This is a genomic window from Runella sp. R0.1_18 (assembly GCF_057652155.1).
Genome location: NZ_JBYFCK010000007.1, coordinates 13,824 through 35,903, shown reverse-complemented (window position 1 = coordinate 35,903; position 22,080 = coordinate 13,824). Strand labels below are relative to the sequence as shown.

Annotated in this window: 20 protein-coding genes; 16 read left to right on the top strand and 4 right to left on the bottom strand. The window is 41.6% G+C overall.

The features are described 5' to 3' along the window. Window positions 1–7: 7 nt before the first annotated feature. Together AC23P2_RS14005 and AC23P2_RS14000 are read right to left on the bottom strand one after the other, a co-directional pair. The gene (locus AC23P2_RS14005; protein WP_028527043.1) at window positions 8–328 is read right to left on the bottom strand and encodes a 2Fe-2S iron-sulfur cluster-binding protein; all 321 of its coding nucleotides are present in this window, start codon (window positions 326–328) and stop codon (window positions 8–10) included. Between the two features lie 102 nt (window positions 329–430). Beyond that, window positions 431–1,435 carry an NAD(P)/FAD-dependent oxidoreductase gene (locus AC23P2_RS14000; protein ID WP_487773784.1) on the bottom strand — a complete coding sequence of 335 codons (1,005 nt, stop codon included), beginning with the start codon at window positions 1,433–1,435 and terminating at the stop codon, window positions 431–433. A gap of 227 nt (window positions 1,436–1,662) precedes the next feature. Here AC23P2_RS14000 and AC23P2_RS13995 point away from each other — a divergent pair, with 227 nt between their 5' ends. The 16 genes from AC23P2_RS13995 to AC23P2_RS13920 all read left to right on the top strand — a co-directional run bounded on the left by AC23P2_RS13995 (window position 1,663) and on the right by AC23P2_RS13920 (window position 17,409). Then, complete coding sequence (locus tag AC23P2_RS13995) at window positions 1,663–2,982, top strand: DUF3472 domain-containing protein (protein WP_487773783.1); 1,320 nt, start codon at window positions 1,663–1,665, stop codon at window positions 2,980–2,982. 24 nt (window positions 2,983–3,006) lie between these two features. Further along, the gene (locus AC23P2_RS13990; RefSeq protein ID WP_487773782.1) at window positions 3,007–4,362 is read left to right on the top strand and encodes a M28 family metallopeptidase; all 1,356 of its coding nucleotides are present in this window, start codon (window positions 3,007–3,009) and stop codon (window positions 4,360–4,362) included. A 70-nt stretch (window positions 4,363–4,432) separates the two neighbouring features. Next, window positions 4,433–4,981 carry a DUF2911 domain-containing protein gene (locus AC23P2_RS13985; protein ID WP_487773781.1) on the top strand — a complete coding sequence of 183 codons (549 nt, stop codon included), beginning with the start codon at window positions 4,433–4,435 and terminating at the stop codon, window positions 4,979–4,981. A gap of 305 nt (window positions 4,982–5,286) precedes the next feature. Next, window positions 5,287–6,096, top strand: coding sequence for an oxidoreductase (locus tag AC23P2_RS13980; RefSeq protein ID WP_487773780.1), 810 nt, complete (start codon window positions 5,287–5,289; stop codon window positions 6,094–6,096). A 4-nt stretch (window positions 6,097–6,100) separates the two neighbouring features. After that, the gene (locus tag AC23P2_RS13975) at window positions 6,101–6,919 is read left to right on the top strand and encodes a helix-turn-helix domain-containing protein (protein WP_487773779.1); all 819 of its coding nucleotides are present in this window, start codon (window positions 6,101–6,103) and stop codon (window positions 6,917–6,919) included. Window positions 6,920–7,428: 509 nt separating this feature from the next. Next, entirely contained in the window at window positions 7,429–8,025 is a 597-nt protein-coding gene (locus AC23P2_RS13970) for a DUF1496 domain-containing protein (protein WP_487773778.1), read from the top strand. A 185-nt stretch (window positions 8,026–8,210) separates the two neighbouring features. Further along, window positions 8,211–9,179: a DUF4062 domain-containing protein gene (locus AC23P2_RS13965; RefSeq protein ID WP_487773777.1), complete on the top strand. Its 969-nt coding sequence runs from the start codon at window positions 8,211–8,213 to the stop codon at window positions 9,177–9,179. Then, complete coding sequence (locus AC23P2_RS13960; RefSeq protein ID WP_487773776.1) at window positions 9,176–9,331, top strand: hypothetical protein; 156 nt, start codon at window positions 9,176–9,178, stop codon at window positions 9,329–9,331. The genes AC23P2_RS13965 and AC23P2_RS13960 overlap by 4 nt, the downstream gene beginning before the upstream one ends. A 111-nt stretch (window positions 9,332–9,442) precedes the next feature. Further along, window positions 9,443–10,483 carry an aldo/keto reductase gene (locus tag AC23P2_RS13955; RefSeq protein WP_487773775.1) on the top strand — a complete coding sequence of 347 codons (1,041 nt, stop codon included), beginning with the start codon at window positions 9,443–9,445 and terminating at the stop codon, window positions 10,481–10,483. 50 nt (window positions 10,484–10,533) lie between these two features. Beyond that, window positions 10,534–11,448 carry a helix-turn-helix domain-containing protein gene (locus AC23P2_RS13950; protein WP_487773774.1) on the top strand — a complete coding sequence of 305 codons (915 nt, stop codon included), beginning with the start codon at window positions 10,534–10,536 and terminating at the stop codon, window positions 11,446–11,448. A gap of 13 nt (window positions 11,449–11,461) precedes the next feature. Then, window positions 11,462–11,887 carry a nuclear transport factor 2 family protein gene (locus AC23P2_RS13945; protein ID WP_487773773.1) on the top strand — a complete coding sequence of 142 codons (426 nt, stop codon included), beginning with the start codon at window positions 11,462–11,464 and terminating at the stop codon, window positions 11,885–11,887. A gap of 333 nt (window positions 11,888–12,220) precedes the next feature. Then, window positions 12,221–13,558, top strand: coding sequence for a nucleoside hydrolase-like domain-containing protein (locus AC23P2_RS13940; RefSeq protein WP_487773772.1), 1,338 nt, complete (start codon window positions 12,221–12,223; stop codon window positions 13,556–13,558). Between the two features lie 241 nt (window positions 13,559–13,799). Next, the gene (locus AC23P2_RS13935; RefSeq protein WP_487773771.1) at window positions 13,800–14,600 is read left to right on the top strand and encodes a TIGR02391 family protein; all 801 of its coding nucleotides are present in this window, start codon (window positions 13,800–13,802) and stop codon (window positions 14,598–14,600) included. Between the two features lie 187 nt (window positions 14,601–14,787). Then, on the top strand, window positions 14,788–15,561 hold the full coding sequence (locus tag AC23P2_RS13930; RefSeq protein ID WP_487773770.1) for a DUF2971 domain-containing protein: 774 nt from the start codon (window positions 14,788–14,790) through the stop codon (window positions 15,559–15,561). Window positions 15,562–15,705: 144 nt separating this feature from the next. After that, the gene (locus tag AC23P2_RS13925) at window positions 15,706–16,437 is read left to right on the top strand and encodes a hypothetical protein (RefSeq protein ID WP_487773769.1); all 732 of its coding nucleotides are present in this window, start codon (window positions 15,706–15,708) and stop codon (window positions 16,435–16,437) included. Window positions 16,438–16,752: 315 nt separating this feature from the next. Then, window positions 16,753–17,409 (top strand): hypothetical protein, encoded by a 657-nt coding sequence (locus tag AC23P2_RS13920; protein WP_487773768.1) that lies wholly within the window; start codon window positions 16,753–16,755, stop codon window positions 17,407–17,409. 334 nt (window positions 17,410–17,743) lie between these two features. Here the strand turns inward: AC23P2_RS13920 and AC23P2_RS13915 are convergent, their stop codons facing one another. Continuing rightward, complete coding sequence (locus AC23P2_RS13915) at window positions 17,744–18,730, bottom strand: T9SS type B sorting domain-containing protein (protein WP_487773767.1); 987 nt, start codon at window positions 18,728–18,730, stop codon at window positions 17,744–17,746. A 242-nt stretch (window positions 18,731–18,972) separates the two neighbouring features. Continuing rightward, entirely contained in the window at window positions 18,973–22,077 is a 3,105-nt protein-coding gene (locus tag AC23P2_RS13910) for an Ig-like domain-containing protein (RefSeq protein WP_487773766.1), read from the bottom strand. Window positions 22,078–22,080: the final 3 nt, after the last annotated feature.

Here is a 22,080-nt window from a genome sequence, read left to right as displayed (position 1 = left end):
GGGAGGCTTATTCTTCCTCCCCCAATATTTTAAACGTTGTTCCTTGCAGGGTTTCGTCCACGCGTAGTTGGCAGGCGAGTCGGCTGCATGAAGTAGCCGAGGGCAAGGTGTCCAAAATATCCAATTCGGCGTCGCTTACCGACGGCAAGTTTTCTCCTCCGTCCAATACCCCTACGTGGCAGGTAGCGCAAAGTGCCATTCCTCCACACGTAGCCAAAATCGAATACTCAGAAGCTTTTAACACTTCCATCAAATTAAGCCCTATTCCCTCGGGAATCTCTAGGTCTTGGCGTTCGCCTTTGCGGTCTTCTATGGTGAATTGTATCATATTGTTTGCTACGTTAATGGTTATCTGTTAACCGTTAATTGTGTTTCATGCTGTTCCCAAACTTTGATTTGGGAACACTTCGGTTTCGCGTCTCCGACGCCCTTAAAAAGCATTGACCCCGTTTACCGTCGTATATTTAAAACTGAGGTGCTGATTGGGATACACGTATTTGAACGCGCTTTGGCACATCATCGCCGCCTCGTGGAAGCCCGTTAAAATCAGTTTGAGTTTGCCAGGGTACGTGTTAATGTCACCAATGGCATAGATGCGTTCGACGTTGGTCGAATAATCGAACGTATTTACTTCAATGGCTGATTTACTGATGTTTAGCCCCCAATCGGCGATGGGGCCGAGTTTGGGGCTCAAACCAAACAACGGAATAAAAAAGTCGGACGACAGTTGGGTGGTACTTTTGTCTTTGGCCGCCACAACTACCTCTTTCAAATGACCATTACCGTTTAAGCCGACCACATTTGACTGCAACAGCAGATTGATACGACCGTGCTGGGCCAACTCAAACACTTTATCGGCCGAATCGGGTGCGCCACGAAACGAATCACTGCGGTGAATCAAAGTGACGTTTTTGGCCACGTCGGCCAAGTAGGCCGTCCAGTCGAGGGCAGAGTCGCCACCGCCTGCAATCACCACGTTTTTGTCCCTAAATTTCTCTGGGTTTTTGACCATGTACGCAACCCCTTTTCCTTCAAACCGTTCCAAGTCAGGAATTTCGGGCTTGCGTGGTTCAAAACACCCTAACCCCCCCGCAATGACCATCACTTGGCAATGCACCTCGGTATCGTCAGACGTTCGCACGATCAACGAACCATCGGGCTGTCGTTCTACTTTTTCCACGCGCTCCCCCAGCGTAAAGGTTGGTTTGAAGGGAGCAATTTGCGCCATCAGATTATCTACCAACTCTTGCGCCTTGATGGTGGGGTAGCCTGGAATATCGTAAATGGGTTTTTGAGGGTAAATTTCTGACAACTGCCCTCCTACTTGTGGTAAGGCATCAATCAAATGACAACGCATTTTTAGAAGTCCCGCTTCAAAAACGCTAAACAGCCCCACAGGCCCAGCTCCTACAATACAAAGATCTGTCGTTATCATAACCATTAGTAATTTTAATAGTTTGTGTCTTTATTTTAAAATCTGTCTTAATGATGACGTTGGAACACGGATAGACAGATTTACAACAGCAAAAGTAGAACGTTTTACCATAGCGCGCCAATCATAAAAACGCATCAATTATTACTAAAAGTTATAGATAGCTATTTCCACGTTTTTTCCCGTAGTTTTGTTCCAACAACCGAAACCACTATCTTTTCCTCATTTCTATGCGTCAATTTTGCCGTTTTAATTTGCTCATTTGGGCTATTTTCAGCTGTCTATCGGCTTGTACTGCGACTTCTCAAGTTCCTGTTCCGTTTCACGAGACACCTCCGCAAACTGTGCCCGTGGGTGGCAATGCGTGGCTGCTGCATTCTACCGATAAAAATGAGAAAATCACCAACGATGGACTGGTTCAATGGAGCCAACCCTCCACGATTTGTCGCACCTACGTTCGGGTAAGTCAGGCGGGGAAACTCAAACTCTCGGCCACCCTGAAAGGCGGGACAGGTGAAAGTGAAGTTCAGTTTACGGTTTTGGGAAAACCTTTTCAGGTCAAAATAGCCCCTACTACGACGCAAGAATACACCATCGGCGAATGGGAAATCCCGCAGGCGGGCTACATCGCTATCGACGCGCAAGGCGTTCGCCGAAGTGGCAACACCTTCGGTGATTTACAGCAACTTACCCTCAGTGGCAGTGCCCTTGGAAGTGACCCTGTTTTTGTCAAAAACAATACCGATAATTACTTTTATTGGGGACGTCGAGGCCCGTCGGTTCACCTGCGATATACGCTTCCTGCCAACCAAAACATTGAGTGGTTTTATAGCGAACTCACCGTTCCTGAAAAAGAAGACGTGATAGGGTCGTATTACATGGCCAATGGTTTTGGCGAAGGGTATTTTGGAATGCAGGTCAACTCCCCGACGGAGCGTAGGGTGCTGTTTTCGGTTTGGAGTCCTTTTGCGACCGATAACCCTAACGCCATTCCCGACGACCAAAAAATTTTGATGCTCAAAAAAGGAGCAGATGTTTACACGGGCGAATTTGGAAACGAAGGCTCGGGTGGGCAAAGCTACCTCAAGTACGCGTGGAAAGCGGATAATACCTACCGTTTTTTGTTGCAAGGCAAACCTACTACCGACAATTACACCATTTATACTGCCTACTTTTTTGCCCCTGAAGAAAATCAATGGCGACTCATTGCCAGTTTTAAACGCCCCAAAACCAACACCTACCTCAAGTCGCTTTACTCGTTTTTGGAAAATTTCACCCCCGACACGGGCAACCAATCCCGCATGGCTTTGTATGGGAATCAATGGGTGTGGACGACTCATAATCAGTGGGTAGAGCTAACCGAAGCGAAATTTACGGGCGACGCCACGGCCCGCAAAAACTACCGAAAAGATTACGCTGGCGGGTTATCTAAAGGCTCGTTTTTTCTAAAAAACTGCGGCTTTTTCAACGATTTTGTCCCACTCGACGGCACATTTCAAAGAAATGCCGCAAAGTCGCCACCCGCCATCAACTTTTCGTCGCTGCCGTAAGTTTATTAGCTAAAACCTATACGCATGAGAAAAACCACTACCTTACTTTTGGGCGCATTGTTGTGTTCCTCCCTTGCCAATGCCCAGCAAGTGATTAACCGCGACCCCGCAATTGCAACACTCGTCGCCGAGATTTCGTCTGACAGCTTGCGGAGCCACGTTGACAAACTGGTCAGTTTTGGCACCCGCCATACCCTCAGCACCGTCACCGACCCCAAACGGGGCATTGGCGCGGCTCGCCGATGGGTATTGAGCAAATTTAACGAGTATGCCAAACAATCGGGTGGACGTATGACGGCCCTAATTGACACTTGGATGCTAGAACCTGACGGCAGACGCGTGGACAAAGCCCATGAAATTGGGAACGTGATGGCAACCCTCAAAGGCACCGACCCCAACGATGACCGTATTTTTATGGTCAGTGGGCACATCGACAGCCGCGTCACCGACGTCAACAACCGCGAAGCCGACGCGCCAGGTGCCAACGACGACGGCAGTGGAACTGCGGCGGTAATTGAGTTGGCACGGGTGATGAGCAAAGCATCCTTTCCTGCGACCATTATTTTTGTGGTCGTGAGTGGTGAGGAACAAGGTTTATACGGTGCCAACCATTTGGCCGAAAAAGCCGCCAACGAAAAATGGAACTTGGAAGCGCTCCTCAACAACGACATTATGGGCTCGAATCATAGTCCCGACACCCGCCTAATTGACAACACCAAACTGCGGGTGTTCAGCGAAGGACTACCTGCGTTTGACACCGACAAGCGTGCCAACGGCATTCGTCAGTACGGTACTGAAAACGACGGAAAATCGCGCACGTTGGCTCGGTACGTCAAGGAAATTGGAGAACGTTACGTTGATAACCTCGAAGTTCGGCTTATTTATCGCAACGACCGCTACCTGCGCGGTGGCGACCATACTCCGTTTGTCAACCGCGATTTTGCGGCGGTTCGCCTGACCGAAATGAATGAAGATTTCAATAACCAACACCAAGACCTCCGCACTGAGAAGGGCGTTGAGTACGGCGATTATGCCAAGCACATGGATTTTGAGTACTTGCGCAAAAACACTGCGGTCAACCTTGCTACGTTGTCCAACCTTGCCAAAGCCCCATCGATGCCGCAAAACGTAACCCTTGAAGCCCGTAATCTTACCAACAGCACTTCGCTGTTTTGGCAAGCTCCCAAAGCTGGCAAAATCAAAGGTTACTACGTGTTGATGCGTGAAACGCATTGGCCTTTTTGGCAAAAGAAGTTTTTTACGGAGAAAAACGGCCTCACGTTGCCTTATTCTAAAGACAATTATTTCTTTGCGGTACAGGCCGTTGGCGAAGATGGCCACGAAAGCCTCCCCGTTTTACCACGTCCGAGTATGAGATAGGTGGGTCAATAACCAGTTCACCAATAACCAGTTCACCAATAACCAATATACTTGTAACCAATTCACAATTATGAAAAATAGCTTTCTTATCCTAGCCCTCGTGCTTTTGTCAGTCCTTGAAGTATCGGCCCAAGGGTTTCGCAATGTCGATAAAAGTCCGATGGATGCGGCTTATTTCCCTGACAACTTTGCCCACGACCGCAAAGGTGACGAAAAAGCCCTCGTCCGTGTTCTTTACAGTCGTCCTGCGAAAAATGGTCGTGAGGTTTTTGGTAAACTAATCCCTTACGGCAAAGTATGGCGTACGGGTGCCAACGAAAACACCGAGATTAAGTTTTACCAAGATGCGACGATTCAAGGTAAGAAAATCAAAGCAGGAACGTATGCTCTTTTTACCATTCCGAATGAAAATGAATGGGTTATTATTTTAAACAAAGACCTCGACTACTGGGGAGCATATCAGTACAAAGAAGCCAACGACGTGGCACGCTTTACGGTGAGTCCGAAAAAATCGGAAACGGTCATCGAAAACTTTTCCATTCAGTTTCCTAAAGGAACAGAGGCTACCCTGCGCATGGGCTGGGACACGACCGTGATTGAGCTACCTATTCAGTTTTAAGTCTATTCTACCATTTGGCGTCGGAGACGCAAAGCCATTTTCGCCCCGACTGGATGTCGGGGCGAGCTTTTGATGGTGCGAGCGTCCCCGCTTCCTACCCTTATTTACAGGCTTCTAGCCTTTCTATTCCAAACTAGGCTCGAAGCCTTGGAATAGTCAGCACAAGCGAAATGATTGCGCTATCGAAAACGATAGGCCCATTCCCAAACAATTGAACTTCTCACCAAACAAATTTGGACTTTTCGGAAAACCTCTCCCCCATTGCACTTGCCTAATTTTGTGTCATCATTTAAAAACAAAAAATCATGACAAAGACAGTATTAGTAACAGGAGCTTCGGCAGGAATTAGTAAAGCAACCGCAATCTATTTGGCACAAAATGGCTACAATGTGTATGGTGCTGCCCGCAGAACAGAAAAAATGCAAGACTTAAAAATTTACGGAATTAAGCCAATTTCGTTGGACGTTACAAAAGATGAAAGCATTATAGCCTGTGTTGAGCAAATTTCCAAAGAATCAGGAAGCATCGACATTTTGATAAACAATGCAGGTTTTGGTTCGTCAGGTGCCATCGAAGACGTATCAATGGAAGATGCACGTTACCAATTAGAGGTAAATGTCTTTGGCGCAATGCGTTTAACACAATTGGTGCTACCTAAAATGCGACAAAACAAGTACGGAAAAGTAATCAATATTTCTTCCATTGGTGGAAAAATCGCATTTCCGATGGCAGGCTGGTATCACGCAAGCAAGTTTGCAATGGAAGCACTAAGCGATAGTTTACGGTTGGAAGTAAAGTCGTTCGGAATTGATGTAATTGTGATTGAACCAGGCGGAATAAAGTCGGAATGGGCAGACGTGGCAAACCAAACATTGAAACGTACTTCAGCCAACACTATTTACAAAGAAATGGCCGAGCGTTTAGAAAAATTAAACGCAAACGATACTTTTCCCGAACCACTTATAATCGCCAAACTAATAAGGGAAAGCATTGAAGCTAAAAATCCGAAAACACGGTATTCGGGCGGTTCTAATGCAAAACAAATTTTAGCTGCTCGAAAAATCGTTTCTGATAAGATGTTGGATAAAATAATTATGAATCAATTTAAAGGCTAATTCAATGCGAAACTTAACGAAACAGAATATCGTATTATTCTCCTCACCCACAGGAGAATTTTCGCATGACCCTTTCGTATCCGAGCATTGGCTGGTCTTTATTGTATCGGGCTTTTCAGAAGTATTTTCACCCGAAGGAGTCATTTCTCATCCGCCAGGAACATTGGGTTTAGTGCGCAAAAATCAATTGGTAAAAACTGTAAAAAAAGCCGATGGGGAAAAACCGTTTAAGTCCATCAGCATTTGTATTGATTACCAAACATTAAAAAAATTTGGTGATCAATATGACGTCAAAGCAGACGGAATCTATTTGGGTGAGCCGAATATTACCATAGAAAATGATGAGTTTATGAAAGCCTATTTCAATTCGCTTATGCCGTATTTTTCTCAACCCGAAAAATTAACGCCAACTTTAGCGCAAATAAAAACGAACGAAATAATTGAAATACTGCTTCAAAAACCAGCCCTGAAAAGCTTTTTGTTTGATTTTAGCGAACCCCATAAAATTGATTTAGAAGCATATATGAACAGGTATTTCTCATACAATGTTCCTATTACCCAATTCGCTCAACTCACAGGTCGCAGTATTTCTTCATTCAAGCGAGATTTTACGAAGACATTCAATGCTACACCCGAAAGGTGGCTGCAAAAACGCAGGTTGGAAATGGCATACTTTCTAATTTCACAAAAGAGTAAAAAGCCTTCGGACGTTTATTTAGAGGTTGGTTTTGAAAACTTATCGCATTTTTCAACAGCTTTCAAGAGAGAGTTTGGGGTAAATGCTTCTTCAATTTATCTCGTACCATCGACAGACCTTGCATAGCCTAAGCCATTGCTATGCCACTCATTTGCACGAAGTAGGCACAGATAGTAAGCTCCTCGGTCATAGGCGACATCAAAACACTCCTACGCTATACCCACATGATCAAGCGGACTCTTGACAATATCAAGAGTCCGCTTGATTCTTTAAAACTTCAAAAAGGAGGAATAATTGAGCTTTTGGGAAACATTTTTTATATTTGATTTGTCGCTTTAGGTGTATTAACAATGCAAAAAGTACGACATCAAAAGCACAATTTCACCTTAGAAAAAACCAATAACAATACTCAAAGTACGACACTAAAAATACAATGTATTCTTGAAAAAATAACAATAAATACAATAAGTACTGCAAAACTTTCGTATATTTGGGAGTTGGTGGCAATTTTGAAAAACCGACACTACACAAAAGTGCCATTTGACAAAACCTAAATCTAACATAAATTTGACATTTAAAAACGGACAAGCCGAAAACCGTAATTACAAAGTAGGCAAAACTAAATTTATAAAAAAATGTGTACTTACAAAAATCAAAATTACAGTGAAGGTTCAATTGTCAAATTTGATGATGGACATTATTATCAATGTTTCCAAGGAACATGGCGACTTTACCTATTAAAAAGCTCTGAAAAGGTTAAGCTTGTATCTAAACAACCAATAGATGGAGAAAATATCTACAAATACACCTATCTGTGTGAATTCGCTAACGGTATTTCAAGAAATATATCAGTAAACTCTTCAAATGATTCAGAAGCTAATTTACAAGCAATTCATGAGTGGGAAGCTAAATTTAATGAAATTCAAAAAGTAGAAACTTTAATAATGACGCTTCAAATTCCTACAAAGGAAATGAATGATGAAATTATGAAAATTCCAAATATTCAAACCGAAATATATGGTGAAAGAATTGCTTTTACGAATTACTCTTTCTATGACGAAATTTATTGGAGCGGTGATAGACTTTACGGAAGATGGGCTCAAACACTTGCAGGAGTGTGTTCGGGCAATTCAGTATTTGGCTTTTTTTATAGGATTCAAATTCTTTCAAACCCAAGTATAATTGATACATGCAGTGGACATTATGTAGCGAAAATTGAAAATCAGGCATAAAAAAACTGCCACCAACAAGGGTTTGCCAAAAGTGGGGCTGAAGTGCTTCATTCAACATTTGTGCTTCTAATAAGCAGTAGTGCTAAATTGAAACTTCGTGCTTCTAATCCCCCACCTTCGGCAAGCCCCAAACCGTTGGCGGTCATTGTAAGGACGACACTCTTGAATTGACAAATTAAGAAGAAATGAGAAAAACAGTTTTCATATCATCAACATACCTTGACTTAAAGGAAGAAAGAAAAAAGGTTTGGGACACCCTTGAAAAGTTTGATGTTGCGGTTAAAGGAATGGAACAATTTGGAGCAAGAAAATCAAATCCTTTGGAGACTTGTCTAACAGAAGTTGAACAGTCTGATATTTACGTTGGAATAATCGGAATGCGATATGGAAGTGAAGAGCCAAATTCAGGGAAATCTTATTCACAATTAGAATACGAAAAAGCCATTGACCAAAACAAAGAAATTCTCATTTATATAATTGACGAAGACAATTCTTCAGTAAAACCAAGTCTAATTCAATTTGACAAAATCCATAAACTAAATAACTTCAAAGCAATTCTTAAAGAACGGCATACAATAGACACTTTTTCAAATGCTCAAGACCTTATATCTAAATTACAAAGACAGTTCACAGAATACTTAACACCCAAAAAGGACACTGTAATTGAAGACGAGTATGAGAATACAAAAAAAATACTTGACTTATTCTTCTTAGTGCCAGCAATTTATTCAGGGAGAGAAATTAAGTTGAAAGTGAAATTTATTGGACAGCCAAAACCTGTTTCAAAAGCCATCTGTAAGAACTTCAACTTTGAGTTTGGAAAGACAATCGTAAATCAAATAGAAGTTATTTATCCCACTTTTGAGTTTAAGAACTTCAAGCATATTTTCATTGAGTATAGACACTTTGAAGAATTTTTATCATTGGAAAAGGCGAGTGAATATGAGATTTTTGCGAAAGTGCTTTTCAAGGACGAAAAAGTAAAATCACTAACAACAGATTTTCGTGACAGAATAGAAAGGGTTTATGACGACAGTTTTTATGGACCACCTGATGACTACTATGACCCAGAGCCACCTGAACCATATTATGACGTTTTGAGAGTTGGTGACGGACAAATTGCATTAACTCTTAAAGACGTGAAAACAAAGTGACAAAAGAACAACGAACCGCCAACACGGGTTTTGCGTCAGGCGGGGTGAAGTTCATACTTGGTGCTTTGTGCTTCTATTCAAGTTCAGTGCTGGTTGACAGTTTTGTGCCCCGAAACCCGCCCGAACGCAAAGCCCGAAAACGTTGGCAGTAATGGTACGACAGCCCTCAACATCAAACCTCATTTTGAACACAAACAACTGCATTTAGGATACAAACAGCCTTTTAAAACTTCTGACTTTTGCACTTCACAATTAAATTCAAAATGATGAAGTACAAAATTTTAGGAAACACAGGTTTGAAAGTATCAACTCTCTGTTTGGGGACAATGAACTATGGTGGAAAAGGTTTTTTTGGATATATGGGCAACCTTGACCAAAAAGCAGTTGATGAACAAATTAAAACTGTGACAGATGCAGGGGTGAATTTTATAGACACTGCAAACATCTATTCAGAAGGACTTTCAGAGGTTATGATAGGACAAGCTATCAAAAACCTTTCTATCAACAGAGACGACTTGGTTTTAGCAACCAAAGTAAGGGGTACAATGGGTAAAAGCCAGAATGATTTGGGGCTTTCAAAAAAACACATTATTCAACAAGTTGAAGGAAGTTTAAAAAGACTTGGTACAGACTATATTGACTTGTACCAAATTCACACAGCAGACCCATTAACACCTATTGAAGAAACCATCAAAACATTAGACGATTTAGTAAGAAGTGGTAAAATCAGGTATTTTGGGGCAAGTAACATTTCGGCTTGGCAATTAATGAAGGGCTTGGCTTATTCCCAATACAACCATTTAGACAGGTTTGCTTCTTTACAAGCAAATTACTCATTAGATGTTAGAGACCCAGAACGAGAAATTGTACCAATGTTACAAGACCAAAAAGTAGGTTTAGTAGTTTGGAGCCCACTAAGTGGTGGCTTACTCACAGGCAAATACAAAAGAGATGGACAAAAGGAAGAAGGCAGATTAAACAACTTCCCTTTTCCACCCTTTCACGAAGAAAGAGCTTATGATGTTTTAGATGTGCTTACACCAATGGCACAACAAAAACAAGTTTCAATTGCTCAATTAGCATTAGCTTGGTTATTACATCAGCCAGTTGTAAGTAGTATTATCATTGGTGCTACTAAAATAAATCAGCTACAAGACAACTTAAAATCTGTAGATGTTACATATACAGCAGACGAATTAAAACAATTAGATGAAGTAAGCAAATTGCCAGCAGAGTATCCAGGTATTGTTTTAGAGGTAATGACTGCTGACAGAAGTGCAGGAGTTGATTTTTTAAATGCTTAAATTTTAAAACACAAGTAGGCAATATAAAATATTGCCTACATATTTTGAATATGAAACATATAGAGCAAAATATCAAAAAAATAAATTCCATTAAAGAGTTACATTCTTTTATGGGTTTACCAAGTCCATTAAATCCTTTGCTAACAATTATTGACCATTCACAAACTCAAAATAAAAAGCAACAAACTAATCAAAAATTACTTTTATATTTTTACAATATTTCAATTAAAAGAAGTTTTAAAGGCAAATTGAAATACGGTAAAAATCATTATGATTTTGACGATGGTACTATGTCATTTATAGCACCAAATCAAATAATTAGTATAGATAACGAAGAAGATAGAAACGCAGACGGCTGGAGTTTGTTATTTCATTCAGATTTAATCAGACAATACCCATTAGGAAAAGTAATTAAAAACTATAGCTTTTTTTCCTATTCTATAAATGAAGCATTGCATCTTTCAGTGGAAGAAGAAAAAACTATTGAAGCAATTGTTCAAAATATTCAAAACGAACTCAATTCAAGATTAGATAATTTCAGTCAAGATGTAATTGTTTCAAACCTTGAATTATTGTTGAGTTATTGTAATCGTTTTTATAACAGACAATTCATTACAAGAAAAATGGCTACAAACGATTTGCTCACAAACTTTGAAAATATTTTAGACAAATATTTTACTGAAAATTCAAACTTGGAATTGCCAACAGTAGAAAAATTAGCAACGAAACTCAATGTTTCATCTTCTTATTTAAGTGATATGTTGCGAAGTTTGACAGGGCAAAACACCCAACAACACATACACAATAAACTCATTGAAAAAGCAAAAGAAATTTTGACAACCTCAAATTTGACAATTAGTGAAATTGCATATCAATTAGGTTTTGAATATCCACAATCATTTAGCAAACTATTCAAAAGTAAAACTAATTTGACACCAATTCAATATAGAAGTTTATTTAATTAATTTTTTAGAGACTATGAAAACTTTTTTTCCAGTTGTGTGTTTGATTATTTCATTATCATCTTGCAACTCAAATGACAATATAAAACAAATTATCATTAAGAAATATGAGAAAGTACGAACAACATTAAATATTGGCGACCCAAATTATGTTTTAGAGATGCACTCAAAAGATGCAATTCTATTTCTACAAAACGGAACGGAAATAGTTGGAATAACTGCACTAAAACCATTTTATGAAAAAGTTGCTTTAACAGGTATTGACATAGCAAGCAAATCAACATCAGTAGAATTACTATCAGAAAATGTTGCAGATGAAGTAGGCACTTTCACATCAACATCAAAATCAGGTGCTAAAAATTCAGCAAAGTACATTAACATTTGGAAAAAAATTGACGGTGATTGGAAACTATACAAAGCAATCGACCAAGCAAAATTGTAGGACGAAAAACCACTGCCGCCAATAACTAAGCATTCGTGGTGGCCGTAGGCCAAGCCATGAAGGCGCTGTTGAACGAAACTCGGGCGGGCGGCTAGCCTAGCGGCGAGTGCTCACCAAACCTTTTTCTTTTGTTATGGAGTTATCGTTGAAGTTGCAGCTACGTTGAGGGCAGGTTTTTGAATTGAAGTTAATACTTGGGGCGACGGTCATGTGCAAATTTGAAGCTTTGTGTCCCGATAGCTATCAGGATTCAGTGCAGGTGGACAGTGTGTGCAAGATATTCGTTGGGGCAACAGCGGAAAGCGAGTAAATAAAATTTATAGAACTCATCAAGTGAAATACATTCTTCTTCTTACATTTTTATTGTTCGTAGAATATTCTTCAGCGCAAGTTGACCAGGGTGACAAGCAAAGGCTCATTGTCACTACCGACCTTGGTGGCACAGACCCCGATGATACCCAATCTATGATTCACCTTTTGGTTTGTTCCAATAGCATAGACATCGAGGGGCTTGTAAGTACGCAGGTTTGGATGGACGACCCTGACAAAACCACTAAAATAATCGAGGTTATTAATTGGTATCAAGAAGTACTTCCCCGCCTTAAAAAGCACGCTTTAGGTTATCCAGAGGCAGATTATTTAAAGTCAATCACCAGGCAAGGGCAACCAAAATCCAATATGTCAGGCGTAGGAGCGGGCAAAGACTCTCCAGGGTCAGAATTGATTATATCGGTCATAGATAAGAAAGGAGATAACCGCCCAGTATGGATTGCTGGATGGGGAGGCATGAATACGTTGGCACAAGCCCTCTGGAAAGTTAAGAACACACGAAACAAAAAAGCAGTCAATGCATTCGTAAAGAAAATACGAATCTATGACGTGCTTGGGCAGGATGATGCTGGCGCCTGGATTGCGAAAAACTTTCCTGACATTGTTTATATACGCAACAGAGAAATTTATGGATGGGCGCCGTCTGACAATTGGACAAAGAACAACGTGCAGAACCGCCTGCCTTTAGGTAGTCATTACCCTAATAGGGTTTGGGCAACAGAAGGCGACACTCCTGCTTTTCTCTATCTTTACGCCAATGGTTTAAACGTACCAGAACACATCGATTATGGAGGGTGGGGCGGGCGGTTCTCCACGGATAAAGTAAGTGGAATACGTGGCATGGACTTCATTGTCAAAAGCGGTAAAGATGAGACCCAATATGACCCTTATTATATGTATGGTAGTTCAAAAGAGGGTATTGCGGCCATAAACAAATGGAAACAACATATCTTCAATAATTTTGCAGCTCGTATGTTATGGGCTACTACGGACGATTATTCTGCGATAAATCATCATCCAGTAGCTGTTGTAGATGGTGATAGCTCCTTAAAATGTTTATATAAAAGAGTTAAAGCTGGAAATGCCTTGACATTTGATGCCTCTGAATCAAAAGACCCTGATGGAAATCAATTGGATTATAAATGGTCTGTTTATTATGAACCAAGTACTTATAAAGGTGCAGTAACGATAGAAAAGAGTTCTGCCTCTAAATGTAAAGTACTTGTACCTCCTGATGCTTCCGACAAGACAATACACGTTATTTTAGAAATTACCGACAATGCCATTCCAGCTTTGACTGTGTATAAACGAATCGTAATAAGTGTGGACAAAGCAAAGTAGCAAAATGCCCGCCATCAATAACTAAGCATTCGTGGCAGGCGGCCAGCCTGGCGGTGAGTATTAACAATACAAAAAGATACAATTTCACCATGGCATAAATCAACAATAATACACACAGTAAAACACTAAAAGTACAATGTATTCTTGAAAAAATAATAATAAATGCAATAAGTACTGCAAAACTTTCGTATATTTGGGAGTTGGCACTCATTGTAAAGTGACACAGCATAAGAAAAAACGAATGACTAATTCTTTTGACGATATAACATTGAGAAATCTTTCCGACATAATCTCGGGAATGTTGACTCATACAAAAATATCGGAACATTTATCGGGAGCAGGAATTAAAGAATCCCAACTTGGGACAAACAAAACTGACAGACTGTTTTACGCCTTGAAGGAAAGACAGCAACAAGACAGATGTGGAAATAATGTTTTAGCATTTGTAGTTAGACTATTAAATCCAAAAAGATATAGTGATGAAGCGGTTTTTGAAAAAGACAGGACAACAATAAACGAGAAACTGGCTTACGAAGGAATTGAAATTGACAAAACAGGACAGGCTAAAAAAGTTGACAAGGCAAAGACAATTTCTGAAGCGAAAAGGCGGTCATTGAAAATTAAAGAAAAAGTTCACGGTATTGGTGTTCACAGAGAAATTCTACCCTATTGCGAAGAAGAATGGTTAAAAGAAAATTATTTCCACGCAATCCTTGAAATAACAAAGAGTGTCGCTGAACGACTAAGACAACTAAGTAACTATACTTCTGATGGAGCAGACCTTGTTGACGACTGTTTTGGACTTGGAAAAGATAAGAAACCAATGCTTGCGTTCAATACATTACAAACACCAAGTGACGAAAGTGAACACAAAGGATTTGGAAATTTTTGCAAAGGTTTTTTTAGTATGTATAGAAACCCGAAAGCACATAATCCGAAAATATTAGAAGACACACAATTATCACAAATGACAGAAGTTTTAGTCGTGGCGACAATTATTCATAACAAACTTGACAACACACATAAAACAGGATACAAATAGGACGAGAAGATGACTGAAGAAAGAACAACGAGTGCTAACACGGGTTTTGCGTCAGGCGGGGTGACGTGCAAACTTGGAGCTTTGTGCTTCTAATAAACTTTAGGAATAAACTGAAACTTTGTGCTTCGAAATCCCGCCCGAACGCAAAGCCCCTGACGTAAGCGGTAATTTTTACAGACACCAAACGATGTTTAAATTTTATACAATACCATCAGAAGACATTATTGACAAACTTATTGGCGAACAAGCGACAATAAAGCTATCATCTGCCTTTAACCTTAACGACCCTTATGAACTTAAGTTTAATTTAGACTTAGACCCGTTAGCAGAGGGACACGAAGAACAGTACTATAAGAATAATCCAGGCAGTTCCGCCGAAGATTTTAAAAGTTGGCAGAAACACGCCTTAGAACACGACGGTTATACTTGGTACGCAGAACAACAACAACGAAATGCCGTAGCACAAACAATTGCCCTATGTTCATTTACGGAAAACAATAAGAACAACTTAATGTGGTCCCATTACACTAATAATAACAAAGGTATTTGTGTAGAATACAAACCTGAACTGTTTGAATACCTAAAAACATTAAAAGGCTATGTTGTTTTTTGGAAAGTAAATTATTCTGACGAGCCACCAACAATTAAAGGACTTGAAGATGTTAATTCAAAAGTTGAAAAAATTATGTTTAACAAACAATCGGAATGGAAATACGAAAGAGAACATCGAATTGTTTTCCTAAGCGACAAAGACACGGAGTTTATTCCAATAGATAGGAAATATATCAAGTCTGTTTATATCGGCTCACGCATTGACAGAGAGATAGAGAATAAAATACTTTCAGTTTGCAACAACACAGAAATTGACATATTCTATGGGATAACACTTGGTAAATCTTACGAAGTACATTTCGAAAAACATAAGGACGGGACTTTTTATTCCAAAGCGTTTTGGACATAAAACTACCGCTTACAGGGGTTTGGCGTTATAGGGGGCTGAAGAATAAAGGTTCAAGTATTGTATTTCAATTTATCTTTAGTACAAGGTTGAGCTGACGTTCCCTGACTTCCCCTACAACGCCAATCCCTAATCCGTACGTTATTTATGGAACATTTTGAAAAGCTTAGGAAAGACATTTGGCAACTGGATTGGAAGTTTCCACCTGACAGTAAATTGACGAACTACAATGAATTTACGCCATGTAGAGAAATATTCATGGCAATTTGCGATGAGATAGGAAAATTCTTTACGCATTACGGCTTCAAATATTCCCGAAGCAAACCTAAACTTGAAATCAAACAAGGTGACCTGACATTGAAAGTGAACTTCTTCTCAAGCGGTTCAAATAGGCCTGGGTCTTATGTGAATTTGGAAATCAATCCCGATGTTTATTCAAACAAACTTGCCCAGCAGGACAAAGATGAAGAATACGATGCAAAAGGGTTTCTCTTAGGCTCTATAGATTTCACGTACAAAACGCAACCAGAAAAGCCAGATGGAACTGTCACCGTAGAATTATTGGATGGGACGATTGCCGACGAGAGAATTGAGGATTTCAAAGGTGCCCGCTATATCAAAAATCGAAACTATAATGTGTACGGACTGACTGAAGAAAAGTTTATTAAGGTTATACAGTACATTTTCGCTATAGCTATCGAGCCGTTTGTAAACCTCACAGACAGAAAATACCTAATTCAATTCATCAATGAGGCTGCGTATGATAGATTTGGTAGAGACACCGAACGCCTAAAAAAATATATTCACCTTACGTTTCCGCAACCGCAGGACATCCTACAGGCAATTGACAACAAAATAAACTTCTTCAGGCAACCCTAAAACAACGTACAATAACTAAGCATTCGTGGCAGGCGGCCAGCCTGGCGGTGAGTATTAACAATACAAAAAGATACAATTTCACCATGGCATAAATCAACAATAATACACGAAGCACAACACCAAAATGTAATATATTCTTGAAAATATCATAACAAATACAAGAAGCACTGCAAGACTTTCGTATATTTGGGAGTTAGGCGAAACTCTTAAAAAAAGTACCTAATTTATTGCGTAAATACGCTTCGCCTAACATGTATTGGCGCAATAAACTGCGTTGCAAACTACTTCGCCAATACTATCATTGGTAGCAATATTATGACAGACCAAGACGCAATAAAACTTACCAATAATACCTTTGACTTGATTAGACAATCGAGGACAATCTTGGAGGTTGAGAATATCGCAGACAGACTGAAAATTCCAGATAAAAATAGGATGAAAGTTGATGAGTATCCTAAAATTGAATTTAAAATAACTGGCGAAGAAATTAAAACTTTACTTGAACAAAATTTTATTGACAAGAACTTAAATTTTTCGTCAACTATAACATCAAAATTGACCGACCCATTAACAAAACTTCTTTACGCAATTGCTTGGAAAAATGGCGATTTAAAGAAAATTAAACACATAATCAAGGGCGTTACAGACAGTGAGAATAAAGATTCTGAACAAGATGATGCATTAGTTTTTTACCAATTTGGAAAATATCTGACAAAAATATCTGGACAACCGATTATTGACCAGCACGTGATTCGAGCATTTGCAGTGTACAATGAAACCGACAATAGCCAAATCAAAGATTTAAGAAAAATTGAAACTTTAAATAAAAAACATAAAGTAATCATTAACGAATATAAAAAATGGTTGACCTCAGACAACCTAACAACTGAGTTACGAAGCGAAATTGACTACTCCTACCATATTGACAAATTGCTCTTTGCGACAGGCAAAACTATCAAAAGCAAAAGCTGACGGACAAAAAATACTACAGCTAATAACTAAGGTTTCGTGCGGCTGAAAGCCAAGCCATGAAATCCCGAAAGCCTTCGGGATTGAACGAAACTCGGGCGGGCGGCCAGCCTAGCGGTGAGTGCTCACCAAACCTTTTTCTTTTGTTATGGAGTTATTGTTGAAGTTGCAGCTACGTTGAGGGCAGGTTTTTGGCCTGCTTTTTTTATGGCTAATAATCAAACATTCTTCCCCTTAGGCATTTTGTGCTGCCACCCACAACGGCGTCGGAGACGCTACGCCATTTTCGCCCCGACTGGATGTCGGGGCGAGCGGGCGAGTGGCAAAAATTAAAAAGTTATCTTACAATCGTAAACGCCTTGCGGTGCAGCTGCCCGTCGGCCAGCTTAATGATATAAAAGTACGTTCCGTCTGGCACATCTTTGCCCGTATCAGTACTTTTCCCTTGCCAATCGTTGCGGTAATCGGCGTTGCTATATACCACTCCTCCGTAACGATTATACACCTCCAAACTTAGCTTAATACCGCGTTTGTTGGTAATCACAAACTTGTCGTTGATGCCGTCGGAGTTGGGTGAAAACCCTTCGGGAATCACCAAATCGGGCTCGTCGGTAGGCGTCACAACACGGTCGGGTACGTTGGCCGTGGGGTCGGTCGTTGAGGGGTTGGTAGGCGTGGTTATAATTCCTCCTCCAGCGGTGTTATTATTGTTTGGCGGCGTGGTCGTTACCACGTTCGGACACGCTTCCGACAAGGCTGCCAACGAACCGTTGGAGAACTGCCCAGCGCTTACTTCCTTCAAGTCATAACCACTGGTTGTCGTCAGCACTTGCGACAAACCTGATTTGGGAAAGGTCTGGGGCGTGTACCACGTCAATTGTGAAGTAGAAGCGGTGGTTGTGTTGACAATATCAAACTGAATGGTGGCAATCGTGGCCCAATCCGTTGTCAGGCGTTGGGGGCTTTTTCCCGTCCCTATGTAAAACAAATTCAACGAAACCAAGCCTTTGTTCTGGCCTTCGGTAGAGCCGTTGAGGTTTTGGGGGCCGTATTCTTGGCCATTTTCGGCTTCGCTACTGAATCGGTGTTGTTTTTTTAGCACGGGGTTTTTGAGGATACGGTTATCGTAGCTAAAACGGAAATTGGCATCTCCCATGTTAAAATTATCGTTCATTGACACCGCGCGAACATCGACATCCACTTGGGCAATTTTGGCATTACAGTCGATTTTACTTACTCTAAGGCGGGCATTGAACATGGTTTGGGCGTTTCCTTGACTCCACAGCCCGACGAAGAGAAGGAATAATAAGGTTATTTTTTTCATGATTCCAGTCGTTTTACGGAGAAACAACACGAAGCTGTCTAAAAAGCCTGGCAGTGCCAAAGTATCTTTTGTGTCTATTCAACCTCACCCCCTAAATCCCCCTCTCCTTTCAGGAGAAGGAGACTTTTTAAGCCCTTCTCCTGAAAGGACGGGGCCGCCTGAGCGGAAGGGTTGGGATGAGGTTAGAACCAAAGAAAATTTTGTAATCTGTTACTTTTGAGACAGCCCCGCATTTTTCTGAATTAGTGAGGAGTACGAGAATAACGTCCGTTGTTTTTCTTCCAAAGTACACTGTCAGAGAAGTTTACATCGGCATCCATGTTGTAGTCTCCTTTTTTGTACTGGTCGAAAATACCACTTTCGAGTTTCCACCTGTTCGAGTCGTTGAAGTTGATGTCAAAGTTTTCAAAGAAATCATCTTTGTTGCCATCAGCCGCATACATCAGCCACTTGTTGGTGGTAGCGTCTTTGATCTGTCCAAACGACGGCGGGTCGGTTGTCACGTAGCTATCTTGTTGTGTAAAATCAAAAGAAATTTTACCCGCTACGATAGGCACTTTTGTGGGAGACATTACCCCGAGGTGATTACGGTGCTCGACTACCACAAACAAAGCCGACGCTGTCGTATTTATTGTGTAACATGGTTGAATAAAGGTAATCGTACCGTCGTCATGCAACAGCCCCGCTCCTTTCCAAACGTTGCTTACACTCACAGAATCAGTCCGTAACGACACCAATACCCAATCAACCACGGTATTTGGATAAATAAACCCACTGGCGTGCCCTTCGGTCCCTGTATAGTTCCAAGGCACATCGTTGTACGGTTGTCCTTTTGGCGTTACCACCGCAAAATCGCCGATTGGCGTTTGCCCAGGTAACAATCCACGTTGGTTGAGCGTTGTTGTCATCTTACTTGTACTTGGGTTAAAAGGCCCTTCAAGAAGCACCTTCAACTCCATTGTCAAACAAGCTGGTGGGAAGTTTGACGGAATAATTGTCACTGGAACTTCTACCGTTACACACAAATTACCTTGGTCGCAGATTGTTAAACAAACCTTGTCGTTGCCCGTTTTGCCTGCCTGAGGTGTGTATGTCAAACATACCTCGTGGCTACTGTTGTTGACCGACAAACCTGATACGCTGCCTTTCAAAGGAACATTACACTGTGTTACGGTATGCGTATCGCTACCGTTGGGGTCACTAATCGGGCCACATATCGATACTGGAACACCCTCCTTCGTCACAATTGGAGGTAAAGACACAATCGGCGGTTGCGGGATGGTCGGTACCTGAACCCGTGGATACACCGTAATTGGAATATTTACCGTGTCACACAATGACGGAATGCCATTGTCGCAAACAATCACACAAATAGAATCCCGTCCAAAATAACCCGATGAAGGTGTATAAGTGATGCACAACTGTCCACCTACCGTTGTGATTGGATTCGCCGTACCGTGTTTTGGTGCACCACAAATGGTGAAGCTATTTGTACCCAAGCCATTCGGGTCTAAGATGGGCATACACGTTGTGGTTGTACTATCCTGAACCGTGATAATTGGCGTCACTACAACCACAGGAGGCTGGTTGGTTGGTGTGGTTGGTATCTCTGGTACAATCGTAATCGGAACTCGGACAGTATCACACAAACCGCCCTGATCACACACAACCAAACATACATTATCAACACCCGTTTGGCCTACATTGGGCGTGTATGTAATACAAAGTTTCCCCGTCTGATTGTTCACCGTCTGAACCGTCGTCCCTTTGCTGGCCGCGCCACATACAGTTACCGCATGCGTGTCGCCAACATTCGGGTCGTTGATTTCCCCACAGACCGTTTTGGCTACGCCTGGCGTCGTCACGATAGGAGGCACTACCACAACAGGTGGGTAGTTAACTGGTGGGAAGTTTGACGGAATAATTGTCACTGGAACTTCTACCGTTACACACAAATTACCTTGGTCGCAGATTGTTAAACAAACCTTGTCGTTGCCCGTTTTGCCTGCCTGAGGGGTGTATGTCAAACATACCTCGTGGCTACTGTTGTTGACCGACAAACCTGACACGATGCCTTTCAAAGGAACATTACACTGTGTTACAGTATGCGTATCGCTACCGTTGGGGTCACTAATCGGGCCACATATCGACACTGGTACACCCTCCTTCGTCACGATTGGCGGCAAGGACACAATCGGCGGTTGGGGGATGGTCGGTACCAGAACCCGTGGATACACCGTAATTGGAATATTTACCGTGTCACACAATGACGGAATGCCATTGTCGCAAACAATCACACAAATAGAATCCCGTCCAAAATAACCCGATGAAGGTGTATAAGTGATGCACAACTGTCCACCTACCGTTGTGATTGGATTCGCCGTACCATGTTTAGGTGCACCACAAATGGTGAAGCTATTTGTCCCCAAGCCATTCGGGTCTAAGATGGGCATACACGTTGTGGTTGTACTATCCTGAACCGTGATAATTGGCGTCACTACAACCACAGGAGGCTGGTTGGTTGGTGTGGTTGGTATCTCTGGTACAATCGTAATCGGAACTCGGACAGTATCACACAAACCGCCCTGATCACACACAACCAAACATACATTATCAACACCCGTTTGGCCTACATTGGGCGTGTATGTAATACAAATTTTCCCCGTCTGATTGTTCACCGTCTGAACCGTCGTCCCTTTGCTGGCCGCGCCACATACAGTTACCGTATGCGTGTCGCCAACGTTCGGATCGTTGATTTCTCCGCAGACCGTTTTGGCTACGCCTGGCGTCGTCACGATAGGAGGCACTACCACAACAGGTGGGTAGTTAATCACGCAACTGGTGCTCGCTACCACAATCACACTTGCACTACTAAAACATAAAGCCACAGGGTCATAAAAAGCTACGTAAAAAGTACCTGCACCTGCAGTAGTTACGGCGCTAGCGGTCAACCTATTGACATTACTAGCAGGGAGCGCGCTGTGGAAGGTAACAATCGTTCCAAATGGCTTGGCCGTCGAATCTACAAATGCCCGTAAATCAACCGTTGTGGTAGGGCAAGAATTTGTAGCAACCCGAAGCGGCGACGCCTGACTGTAACACGTTCCAAAATTATACACACCATAATACACCCCTGGGACTGCTACCGCCGCCTGGGTACTGGTCATTAGGTTGGCTGCTGAAACAGGGAAGCCATTGTGCCATTCAAAAGTAGCCCCTGCTGGCGGTGCCGCCGTGGGCTGATGGGTAGTAAGATCCACCGTTGGCAGCTGGGCATATCCTATAGATATACCCAAAAACCAAACAATGCTCATTACCCAACCTATAAAGATTCTCTTGGTTCTCATATC